This window comes from Rhizobium halophilum, from assembly GCF_021648825.1.
GTDB lineage: Bacteria > Pseudomonadota > Alphaproteobacteria > Rhizobiales > Rhizobiaceae > Neorhizobium > Neorhizobium halophilum.
The window spans coordinates 427,761-438,925 of sequence record NZ_JAKJHS010000002.1; the positions used below are offsets into that span (position 1 = coordinate 427,761).

The window sequence follows — 11,165 nt, forward strand, 5'->3', positions numbered from 1 at the left end:
GTTGCCACTTGGCGTCTGCGCAGCAGGACACGCCGGACCCTGACTCAAGCCTCGAAAGAAGGCGGGCGGCGTGAATAGGGGGTTCAGTGACTGTTTCGGAGGGACCGGCGGTTAGTCCGCTCTTGTCGGTCCGAGGGCTGACAAAATATTTCGGCAACTTCGCAGCCTGTTCCGGCATCGACCTTGACATCGCTCCGGGAGAAATCCACGCGCTGCTCGGCGAAAACGGTGCCGGCAAGTCTACGCTGGTGAAGATGCTCTTCGGTATCCTGGAGCCGAGTGGAGGCGAAATCCTCTCGAGTGGGCAGGCCGTGGTAATACGATCTCCAAGCGAAGCGCGATCGTTCGGGATCGGCATGGTCTTTCAGCACTTTTCTTTATTCGAGGCGCTGACGGTCGGTGAAAACATCGCTCTGTCACTCGACCCGAAGTTTTCGCTGCCAAGGATCTCAGACGAAGCGGCCAGGCTCTCGCATAAGTATGGTCTCCCGCTTGATCCGAAGGCCCATGTTGCGGATCTCTCCGTCGGAGAGCGGCAGCGCATCGAGATCGTGCGTGCCCTCCTGCAGAACCCGAAACTGATCATCCTGGACGAACCGACCTCGGTCCTCACGCCGCAGGAAGCGGATAGATTGTTCGAGACGCTCCTGAAGTTGAAGACGGAGGGCCGCTCGGTCCTTTACATCAGCCATCGGCTGGAGGAGGTCCGCCGCATCTGCGACCGGGCAACTGTCCTCCGGCACGGAAAGGTTACTGGTCGATGTGATCCGCGGCAGGAAACGCCCGCCTCGCTGGCACGGATGATGGTGGGAGCCGACGTCGCCGGCGTGTCGCGCGGCACGAGTAGCGAGCTCGGAGACGTCCTGATCGAGGTGACGGACCTGTCGGTTCCAGCGCGAACGCCGTTCGCTGTTTCTCTTCGCGCCATCGACATGCAGGTGCGGGCCGGCGAAGTGCTGGCAATTGCAGGCGTTGCGGGCAACGGCCAGGGAGAGCTTTTCGATGTCCTCTCGGGCGAGTACACGGTGCCGGAGAATGATGCGATCCGCATCCGCGGCAAGGCTGTAGGTACGGTCGGCATCAACGCGCGACGGATGCTTGGTGCAGGCTTTGTTCCGGAAGAGCGCCACGGCCATGCGGCGGTTTCGGAGATGTCCCTTTCGGACAATCTTCTCCTTGCGCGTAGCCAGCCGGACCGGCGCTCCTTTCTCTCCGGCGGTGTATTGTCCATCGTCCGCCATAGCTCGGTCCGCTCGGCCGCCAAGCGCATCTGTGAGGACATGGACGTGCGCAAGAGCGGGGATGATCCCTCGGCGGGCTCGCTCTCAGGAGGCAACCTTCAGAAGTTCATCGTCGGTCGGGAGCTCGACCGTCAGCCCGCCGTGCTCGTGGTGAATCAGCCCACCTGGGGCGTCGACGCGGGAGCGGCGAGCCGCATCAGACAGGCGCTTGTGGACCTCGCCCGTTCCGGCTCGGCGGTGGTGGTGATCAGCCAGGATCTGGATGAAATTTTCGAGGTAGCAACCAAGGTCTCCGTGATTTCCGAGGGCCGGTTGTCCCCCTCCTTTGCAGCCCACGAACTCAGCCTGGAGCAGATCGGCTTGATGATGGGCGGCATTCACGACTCCACGCATTCGGAGGCGAGCCATGCGCATTGAACTGCAAAAGCGGGCGCAGCCTTCCCCACTGTTTTCGTTCGTGTCGCCGCTGCTGGCGCTGGTGCTGACCTTGTTCTTCGGCGGCATCATGTTCTGGATGCTGGGCAAACAGCCGGTAGACGCCCTCTACAGCTTCTTTGTAGAGCCTCTTCTGGAAGTATGGTCGCTGCACGAGCTTGCCGTCAAAGCAGCGCCGCTGATCCTCATCGGCGTCGGGCTGTCGATCTGTTATCGCTCCAACAACTGGAATATCGGTGCCGAGGGGCAGTTCACGATCGGCGCTATAACCGGCTCGATCCTGCCAGTTCTCTACCCGGAATGGCACTCCCTGATGATCCTGCCGCTGATGCTCGTCATGGGGATGATCGGCGGCGCCCTTTATGCTGGCATCCCTGCACTTCTCAAGACGCGCTTCAACACCAACGAAATCCTCACCAGCCTGATGCTGGTGTATATTGCGCAGCTCTACCTCGACTGGCTCGTCCGCGGGCCATGGCGGGACCCGCAAGGCTACAACTTCCCGCAGACCAAATCCTTTGTCCCCGAGGCCGTGCTACCAGAGATCCTGGATTCTGGGCGCGCGCATCTGGCGATCGTCTTCGCGCTGGTCGCCGCGGTGGCGCTCTGGTTCATGATGCGCTTCATGCTCAAGGGCTTCGAGGTGACGGTGCTCGGGCAATCCGAGCGGGCGGGGAGGTTTGCCGGCTTTTCCGCAAAGCGGATGGTCTGGTTTTCAATGCTGCTTTCGGGGGCGCTCGCGGGACTTGCGGGCATCTCCGAAGTCTCCGGCTCCATCGGTCATGTGCAGCCGACGATCTCGCCGGGCTATGGATTTACCGCGATCATCGTCGCTTTCCTTGGGCGGCTCAATCCTCTCGGCATCATCGCGTCCGGATTCGTTCTGGCATTGACATATCTAGGCGGCGAGGCGGCTCAGCTTTCCATCGGCATCTCGGAAAAGGTCAGCAGGGTGTTCCAGGGGTTGCTGCTCTTCTTCGTCCTGTCCTGCGATACGCTGATCCACTACCGCATCAAGATCGTGACGCAAAAGCTGCGGGGAGGGGCTGCACATCATGCTTGAGGCAATCCTCCTCACCGTCATTACGGCGGCAACCCCGCTCGTCATTGCCGCGCTGGGCGAACTTGTGACGGAGCGATCGGGCGTCCTCAATCTCGGCGTAGAAGGCATGATGATCATGGGTGCGGTGGTCGCGTTCGCCGCGACTCAGATTACCGGAACACCCTATATAGGCGTTCTTGCGGGTATTGCGGCCGGCGCGGCCTTCTCTCTGCTCTTCGGCTTCCTGACCCTGACGCTGGTCGCCAACCAGGTCGCGACGGGGCTCGCGCTGACCATCCTCGGCCTCGGTTTGTCGGGACAGATCGGCGAAAGCTATGTTGGCCAGCCCGGCATCAAGCTGCAGCCTATCGAAATTCCGCTTTTGGCCGACATCCCCTTGCTGGGGCCGCTGCTCTTCCGACAGGACCTGATCTTCTACCTGTCCATCGCCTTGGTGATCGGCATTCACTGGTTCCTGTTCAGGAGCAGAACCGGCTTGAAGATGAGGGCGATCGGCGACAACCATGCCTCGGCACATGCGCTCGGCATCAATGTGATCCGCACTCGCTACCTCGCCGTCATGTTCGGTGGCGCTTGTGCGGGCCTCGCCGGCGCCCAGCTTTCGCTCGTCTATACCCCGCAATGGGTGGAGAACATGGCTGCCGGCCGCGGCTGGATCGCGTTAGCGCTCGTGGTCTTCGCCTCCTGGCGCCCGCTACGGGTGCTGGCGGGGGGATATCTTTTCGGCGCTGTCAGCATTGGCCAATTGCATGCTCAGGCATTTGGGATTGGGATACCATCCCAGTTCCTTTCGGCATTGCCTTACGCCGCCACTATTGTCGTGCTCATCATCATCTCGCATAATCGCCGCACGACGATGATCAACACCCCGGCATCTCTCGGAAAACCCTTCGTTCCAGAGAGATGACGAGACCTGCATCGAAGTGTAAGCCAACAGAGGTTACAGGAAATGAAGAAACTTATCATCGCACTGGCTGCTACCGCCGCCCTTCTGGGCGGGTTCAACGGCGGCGCCCAGGCGCAGGACAAAACGAAGGTCTGCTTCATCTATGTCGGCTCAAAGACCGACGGGGGCTGGACGCAGGCACATGACATCGGCCGCCAGGCGTTGCAGGAACACTTTGGGGAGAAGATCGAGACGCCGTTCCTGGAGAACGTGCCAGAAGGTCCGGACGCAGAGCGCGCCATCGAACGCATGGCTCGTTCGGGCTGCGCACTTGTTTTCACCACCTCGTTCGGATTCATGGATGCGACGGCGAAAGTGGCGCAGAGGTTCCCCGACGTGAAGTTCGAGCATGCGACAGGGTTTAAAGCCGCAGAAAACGTGGCGACCTACAATGCTCGCTTCTACGAAGGTCGCTACATCCAGGGCCAGATTGCCGCAAGGATGTCTAAGAAGGGCGTCGCCGGCTACATTGCATCCTTCCCGATCCCGGAAGTGGTGATGGGCATCAACGCCTTCCTTCTCGGTGCGCAGTCCGTAAATCCGGATTTCGAGCTGAAGGTCGTATGGGCCAATACCTGGTTCGATCCTGGGAAGGAAGCCGATGCGGCCAAGGCGCTGATCGATCAAGGCGTAGATATCCTGACGCAGCACACTGATACGACCGCGCCGATGCAGGTTGCTGCCGAGCGCGGCATCATGGCGTTCGGCCAGGCCTCCGACATGATCGCGGCCGGCCCGAACACGCAGTTGACCGCAATCGTCGACACCTGGGGCAACTACTATATCAAGCGCGTCCAGGCCCTTCTCGACGGCAACTGGAAGTCGGAGCAGATCTGGGATGGCTTGAAGGACGGCATCCTGACCATGGCGCCCTACACGAACATGCCGGATGATGTGAAGGCCATGGCTGAGGAAACCGAAGCCAAGATCAAGTCCGGAGAACTGCATCCGTTCACCGGGCCGGTGAAGAAACAGGACGGCAGCGATTGGCTTGCTGAAGGTGAAAAGGCCGAAGATGGAGTGCTGCTCGGCATGAACTTCTACGTCCAGGGCGTTGACGATCAACTGCCGCAGTAAACCGCCCAAAAATCTGGTAAAGGCGCCCCTATAGGGGCGCCTTTCTTGTTGCAGGGCGTCACAAGGCGTTTATCGCCTGTCAATCGTGTTGTTGCTAAGAAGCGGCAAAACGTCAGAGGAGAGATCCATGGGCCGCACCTGTCTTGCCGTCATCCTTGCCGCGGGTGACAGCACGCGGATGAAATCGTCGATGTCGAAGGTCCTGCACCCGATCGCGGGGCTGCCGATGATAGGTCATGTCATGGGCGCCGTTTCTTCCGCTGACATCGCCGACGTGGCTTTGGTCGTGGGCCGGGACGCCGAGGCCGTGGCGGACGCTGCGAGGGTTAGCGCGGTTAAGGTCCGCACCTTCCTGCAGACGGAGCGCCTCGGTACCGGCCATGCGGTGCTCGCTGCTCGTGACGCAATCGCAGAAGGGTTCGACGAAATCCTTGTTACCTATGGCGATGCCCCGCTTGTCACGGCAGGCCCTTTCGCCGCGGCGCGTGCTCAAATCGCCAACGGCGCCGACGTAGCTGTGATCGGCTTTCACACGGATCGGCCGACGGGTTATGGACGCCTTCTCGTTGAGAACGGGGAGCTTGTCGCGATCCGCGAGGAGAAGGATGCAACTGACGAAGAGCGGAAGATCACCTGGTGCAACAGTGGGATCATGGCGATCAACGGCGGCAAGGCACTGGCTCTCCTGGAGCGCATCGACAACCAGAACGTGAAGGGCGAATACTACTTGACCGACCTTGTTGAGATCGTCCGCGCTGCAGGTGGTCGCGCCGTGGCCGTCGATGCGCCGGAGGCCGAAATGGCGGGCTGCAACAACCGCGCCGAGCTCGCGGTGCTCGAACGTCTCTGGCAGGAGCGCCGCCGGCACGAGCTGATGGTATCGGGGGTCACCATGATCGCACCCGAGACGGTGTTCCTCGCCTTTGACACCGAAGTGGGACAGGATGCGGTCATTGAACCGAATGTCGTTTTCGGGCCAGGCGTGACCATCGAGAGTGGTGCCGTCATTCACGCCTTCTCACACCTGGAGGGGGCACATGTCAGCAGTGGCGCCGCGATCGGGCCCTTCGCGCGGCTGCGTCCGGGCGCCAAACTGGCTGCCAAGGCCAAGGTCGGCAACTTCTGCGAGGTCAAGAATGCGGCTGTCGGCGAGGGCGCCAAGATCAACCACCTGACCTATATCGGCGACGCGGTAATCGGGGCGCGCACCAATATCGGTGCCGGAACGATCACCTGCAACTATGACGGCGTTAACAAGCACGTCACGGAGATCGGTGCCGATGCCTTCATCGGATCCAATTCCGCCCTGGTGGCGCCGGTATCAATCGGCGACGGTGCCTATGTCGGGTCAGGCAGCGTCATCACGGAGGATGTACCCGCGGATGCACTGGGGCTCGGCCGGGCGCGTCAGGAGAACAAGCCAGGCCGCGCAGCGGTGGTTCGCGAGCGTGCGCTGGCTTTGAAGGCCGCCAAGAAGGCGAAGGGGTGACAGCAGCCGGTTACGATCCGATATGGAAAGTGACCAGCCATGGAATTGCAGCAACGCCGGGATCGGCTAGAAATCCCGCCACATCGTCGGGAACAGAGGGGTATTTGAATGTGCGGGATCGTTGGGATCGTCGGTAGGGAGCCGGTGGCAGAGCGTCTGGTCGACGCGCTGAGGCGGCTCGAATATCGTGGCTATGATTCCGCAGGCGTTGCAACGATCGACAGCGGTGTGCTTGCGCGCCGGCGGGCGGAGGGCAAGCTGTTCAACCTCGAAAAGAAGCTCGCCGAAGATCCACTTCCCGGCACAATCGGCATTGCTCATACCCGATGGGCTACGCACGGCGTGCCGAACGAGACGAACGCTCACCCGCACTTCGTCGACGGTGTCGCAGTGGTTCACAACGGCATCATCGAAAACTTCTCCGAGCTCAAGGAAGAGCTGATCGGCGAAGGTGTGACGTTCGAGACGCAGACGGACACTGAAGTTGTCGGCCAGCTGATCGCGCGCAGTCTCCGCAACGGCATGGGGCGCCGCGAGGCGATGCAGGCCATGCTGAAGCAGGTCACGGGTGCTTACGCGCTGGCCGTCATCTTCGCCGATGATCCTTCCACGATCATGGCGGCCCGCTCCGGTCCGCCGCTCGCGATCGGCCATGGCCGCGGCGAGATGTATCTCGGCTCGGATGCAATCGCACTTGCACCCTTCACCAACGAGATCACTTACCTCGTGGACGGCGACTGGGCGATCCTTGGTCGCGATGGTGCATTCATCTTCGACCATGACGGCAACCGCGTTGAGCGCCCGCGCCAGATCAGCCAGTCGGCCGCCTATATGGTCGACAAGGGCAATCACCGGCATTTCATGGAAAAGGAGATCTACGAGCAGCCGGAAGTCATCTCCCACGCGCTCGCCCAATACGTCGACCTCGGCGACCACACGGTCGATACCTCGATCTGCGGCGCGATCGACTTCGCCTCCTTGCGCAGCCTCGCCATTTCCGCCTGCGGAACTGCCTATCTCTCAGGACTAATCGGCAAATACTGGTTTGAGCGTTATGCGCGGCTTCCGGTCGAGATCGACGTCGCATCGGAGTTCCGCTACCGCGAGATCCCGCTTGCCAAGGATCAGGCTGCGCTCTTCATTTCGCAATCTGGAGAAACGGCCGACACGCTTGCATCGCTGCGCTACTGCCAGGAAGTAGGCCTCAAGATCGGTGCGGTCGTCAACGTCAAGGAGTCCACGATTGCGCGCGAATCGGACGCGATCTTCCCGATCCTAGCCGGCCCAGAGATCGGTGTGGCGTCGACAAAGGCTTTCACGTGCCAGCTGACGGTGCTGGCGTCTCTCGCCATCGCTGCGGGCAAGCTGCGAGGAACGATAGCGCCCGACGAGGAGCGGCAGTTGGTCAAAAGTCTGACCGAGATGCCACGTCTGATGAGCAGCGTCCTGAACGCCGTTGAATCTCAGATCGAAGCGCTTGCACGGGAACTGTCGAGATACCAGGACGTGCTCTATCTTGGCCGCGGCACGAGCTATCCGTTGGCTCTGGAAGGCGCGCTGAAGCTTAAGGAAATCTCTTATATCCACGCCGAAGGCTACGCGGCGGGAGAGCTTAAGCACGGTCCAATCGCTCTTATCGATGAAAACATGCCGGTGATCGTCATCGCGCCATTCGACCGATTCTTCGAGAAAACCATTTCGAACATGCAGGAAGTTGCAGCTCGCGGGGGCAAGATCATCTTCATTACGGACGAGAAGGGCGCAGCCGCATCCAAGCTTCCGACGATGGCGACGATCACGCTTCCGCACGTTGCTGAAATTGTTGCGCCGATGGTCTATTCGCTTCCAATCCAGTTGCTTGCTTATCACACGGCGGTGTTCATGGGGACGGACGTCGATCAGCCGCGCAATCTGGCCAAATCGGTCACGGTCGAGTGAGTTTATCGCCTGCAGCAGGCGGCGCCTTGCATCGTAAGGGTGCATCCGGCATGCTGCGGGCCAATGCCGCTTTCCGCGGTGCAACACGACGACCCGCTTCTCATGACTGACATTCCCGAACGAATTTCGATGGCGGGCCGTCTCCGGAACAACTTCCTGACCGGCCTGATCATCTGTGCGCCGCTGGCAATCACGATCTGGCTGACATTCAGCTTCATCCGCTGGGCCGATAGCTGGGTGAAGCCGTATATCCCCGCGCGTTATAACCCGGAAAACTACCTCAACATCGCCATGCCTGGGCTGGGCATGGTGATCGCGATCCTGCTGATCACCGTCATCGGGTTTCTCGGCAAGAACCTGATCGGACGGTCGATCGTCAGCTTTGGCGAATCGGTCCTGCACCGGATGCCTCTGGTCCGTACCCTCTACAAGAGTCTGAAGCAGATCTTCGAGACGGTGCTGAAGGAGCAGTCCACCTCCTTCAAGAAGTGCGGGCTGATCGAGTTTCCAAGCCCCGGGAGCTGGGCGCTGGTCTTTATTTCCGGGGATGCCAAGGGCGAGATTGCCGCGCGTCTGAACGACAACGGGGAAGAGCTCGTGTCGGTCTTCCTCGCGCCTACTCCGGTACCGACTGCGGGTTTCCTGATGTTCGTACCGCGCAGCAAGATCATCATGCTGGACATGACGCCCGAGGAGGGCGCACGCCTGTTGATCTCCGGCGGTCTGCTTGCGCCCGACTACAAGCCGAAAGTGGTGCAGCCAACCGTTGTGCCGAAGGCGGTCAACCCGCTCCCAGGAACCTGACCGCCTCGTCGCGCCGATGCAGATAAAGGAGCACGCGAACATTCCGTCCGCGTTCGCTGGTCAGATCCGGGTCCTTGTCCAGCAGATAAGACGCATCCTTGCGCGCGATCTCCAGCAGGTCAGAATGCGCCTCCAGGTTTGCGATGCGAAAACCGGGGGTGCCGGACTGGCGGGTCCCTAGCAGCTCTCCTTCGCCACGCAGCTTCAGGTCTTCCTCCGCGATCAGGAAGCCGTCTTCGCTGTCGCGCAGGATCGACAGGCGAGCGTGTCCGGTCTCGCTGAGCGGCCCCTTGTAAAGCAGGATGCAGGTCGAGGCCTCGGCACCGCGCCCGACGCGGCCGCGCAACTGATGCAACTGCGCCAGGCCGAAGCGTTCGGCATGTTCGATGACCATGATGGTGGCGTCTGGTACATCCACGCCGACCTCCACCACCGTTGTCGCAACCAGCAGGCGGATGTCGCCCGCCTTGAACGCAGCCATCACCGCGTCTTTCTCTGCTCCCGCCATCCGGCCGTGTACGAGACCAACGTCGGGGCCGAACTCTTTTGCCAGCACAGCGTAACGTTCCTCTGCCGACATCAGGTCGGAGACGTCCGATTCCTCGACGAGCGGGCAGATCCAGTAGGCCTTCTTGCCCTCGGCGAGCGCCGTTCGCAGCCGCGATACGATATCGCCGGTGCGCTCGGTCGGGATCGTCACCGTTTGGATCGGCTTGCGACCAGCCGGCTTTTCCGTCAGCTTTGAAACATCCATATCGCCGAAGGCAGCCAGTACCAACGTGCGCGGTATAGGTGTCGCGGTCATCACCAGCATATGCGGCGAGATTCCCTTGGCCGTGAGGCGCAAGCGCTGGTGGACGCCGAACCGGTGCTGCTCGTCGACCACGGCCAGCACGAGGTTGCGGTAGTTGACCGCATCCTGAAAGAGGGCATGGGTGCCGATGATAATCTGCGCCTCGCCGCTTGTGATCCGCTCCAGGATGCCGTCCCGCTCTCGTCCTTTTGTGCGGCCGGTCAGCACTTCCACGCTGATGCCGGCGGCGCCAGCGAGCTTCGATATCGTTGCATGATGCTGCCGTGCCAGGATTTCCGTCGGCGCCATCAGCACCGCCTGACCGCCGCCTTCTATCGCCGCCGCCATGGCCATCAGGGCGACCAAGGTCTTGCCGGCGCCGACATCTCCCTGCAACAGCCGCAGCATCCGGTCTTCACCAGCCATGTCCTTTAGGATGTCTGCGATCGCCGCTTGTTGGCTACCGGTCAGGGAGAAGGGCAGGGCGCTGCGGATGCGATCCGCAAGTTCGCCTGTGGGGCGAACCGGGCGGCCGGGCACTTTGCGCAGGCGCTGGCGCACGAGCGCCAACGAGACTTGGCCCGCAAGAAATTCATCATAGGCCAAGCGGCGACGGGCGGGTGACCTCGCATCGACATCGGCGGCGTCGCGCGGATCGTGCAGGCTGCGGAAACTTTCTGCCGCGGACGCAAATCCCTGCCGCTGCGTTAGCGTCGGACCAACCCATTCCGGCAGTTCTTGTAGTCGGGAAACAGCGCCCTCAATCGCTTTCCTCAAAACTTTCGGCGAGAGTCCTGAGGTGAGGGGATAGACGGGCTCGACCAGCGGGAGGTCGGCGGCCTCGGACGCTTTGACCATGAAATCCGGATGGACCATGGAAGGGCGGCCGTTGAACCAGTCGACTTTGCCGCTCACCATGATTGTCTCGTCCAACGGCAGAGCTTTTTCCAGCCAATTTCCCTTCACGCGGAAGAAGGTGAGCGCCAGTTCGCCGGTGTCGTCGTGCAGGAAGACACGGTAGGGCATGTTCGGCTTGCCGCGTGGCGGCGGTTGATGGCGATCGACGCGTCCCTCGATGGTGACAATGGCGCCCTGAGGTGCAAGCGCTATTCCGGGCCGGTTGCGGCGATCTATGATGGACGCCGGCGCCTGGAAGAGCAGGTCTACCACCCGGCAGTCATCAGCATCCTCCCGTCCCGTCACGCGGGCAATCAGATCCGCGAGTTTCGGACCGACGCCCGGAAGGGTGGCAACGGGCGAGAATAGGGGATCGAGAATGGCAGGACGCATGGCCGGCAAAATGCGACGGAAATTGCGGGCTTTGCAAGGTGACGAAGCGGAAATTGCGTCCTATATGAGCCTCGCTACACAAGGACTTC

Annotated in this window: 8 protein-coding genes; 7 read left to right on the plus strand and 1 reads right to left on the minus strand. The window is 61.3% G+C overall.

The window, feature by feature from the left end; all coding sequences use genetic code 11:
• Positions 1–86: 86 nt before the first annotated feature.
• The 7 genes from LXM96_RS06615 (at position 87) to LXM96_RS06645 (ending at position 8,993) form a co-directional block, all read left to right on the plus strand.
• Positions 87–1,658, plus strand: a complete 1,572-nt coding sequence (locus LXM96_RS06615; RefSeq protein WP_239997581.1) for an ABC transporter ATP-binding protein — start codon at positions 87–89, stop codon at positions 1,656–1,658.
• Complete coding sequence (locus LXM96_RS06620; RefSeq protein ID WP_239997582.1) at positions 1,648–2,739, plus strand: ABC transporter permease; 1,092 nt, start codon at positions 1,648–1,650, stop codon at positions 2,737–2,739. Before LXM96_RS06615 ends, LXM96_RS06620 begins: the two co-directional genes overlap by 11 nt.
• Complete coding sequence (locus LXM96_RS06625; RefSeq protein ID WP_239997583.1) at positions 2,732–3,646, plus strand: ABC transporter permease; 915 nt, start codon at positions 2,732–2,734, stop codon at positions 3,644–3,646. The genes LXM96_RS06620 and LXM96_RS06625 overlap by 8 nt, the downstream gene beginning before the upstream one ends.
• Positions 3,647–3,688: 42 nt before the next feature.
• A complete protein-coding gene (locus LXM96_RS06630) occupies positions 3,689–4,762 on the plus strand; it encodes a BMP family ABC transporter substrate-binding protein (RefSeq protein WP_239997584.1) in 1,074 nt (357 codons plus the stop codon).
• 127 nt (positions 4,763–4,889) lie between these two features.
• Positions 4,890–6,251, plus strand: a complete 1,362-nt coding sequence (gene glmU / locus LXM96_RS06635; RefSeq protein WP_239997585.1) for a bifunctional UDP-N-acetylglucosamine diphosphorylase/glucosamine-1-phosphate N-acetyltransferase GlmU — start codon at positions 4,890–4,892, stop codon at positions 6,249–6,251.
• A gap of 108 nt (positions 6,252–6,359) precedes the next feature.
• Entirely contained in the window at positions 6,360–8,189 is a 1,830-nt protein-coding gene (glmS, locus tag LXM96_RS06640) for a glutamine--fructose-6-phosphate transaminase (isomerizing) (protein ID WP_239997586.1), read from the plus strand.
• Positions 8,190–8,291: 102 nt separating this feature from the next.
• Entirely contained in the window at positions 8,292–8,993 is a 702-nt protein-coding gene (locus LXM96_RS06645; RefSeq protein ID WP_239997587.1) for a DUF502 domain-containing protein, read from the plus strand.
• Here LXM96_RS06645 and recG read toward each other — a convergent pair.
• Entirely contained in the window at positions 8,971–11,076 is a 2,106-nt protein-coding gene (recG, locus tag LXM96_RS06650) for an ATP-dependent DNA helicase RecG (RefSeq protein WP_239997588.1), read from the minus strand. The genes LXM96_RS06645 and recG overlap by 23 nt on opposite strands.
• Positions 11,077–11,165 lie beyond the last annotated feature (89 nt).

What these genes read in the sequence shown, in the direction of transcription:
- glmS (WP_239997586.1), top strand. Translation starts at nt 6,360, where the DNA reads ATGTGCGGGATCGTTGGGATCGTCGGTAGGGAGCCGGTGGCAGAGCGT.
- LXM96_RS06645 (WP_239997587.1), top strand. Translation starts at nt 8,292, where the DNA reads ATGACTGACATTCCCGAACGAATTTCGATGGCGGGCCGTCTCCGGAAC.
- recG (WP_239997588.1), bottom strand. Translation starts at nt 11,076, where the DNA reads ATGCGTCCTGCCATTCTCGATCCCCTATTCTCGCCCGTTGCCACCCTT.
- glmU (WP_239997585.1), top strand. Translation starts at nt 4,890, where the DNA reads ATGGGCCGCACCTGTCTTGCCGTCATCCTTGCCGCGGGTGACAGCACG.
- LXM96_RS06625 (WP_239997583.1), top strand. Translation starts at nt 2,732, where the DNA reads ATGCTTGAGGCAATCCTCCTCACCGTCATTACGGCGGCAACCCCGCTC.
- LXM96_RS06630 (WP_239997584.1), top strand. Translation starts at nt 3,689, where the DNA reads ATGAAGAAACTTATCATCGCACTGGCTGCTACCGCCGCCCTTCTGGGC.
- LXM96_RS06620 (WP_239997582.1), top strand. Translation starts at nt 1,648, where the DNA reads ATGCGCATTGAACTGCAAAAGCGGGCGCAGCCTTCCCCACTGTTTTCG.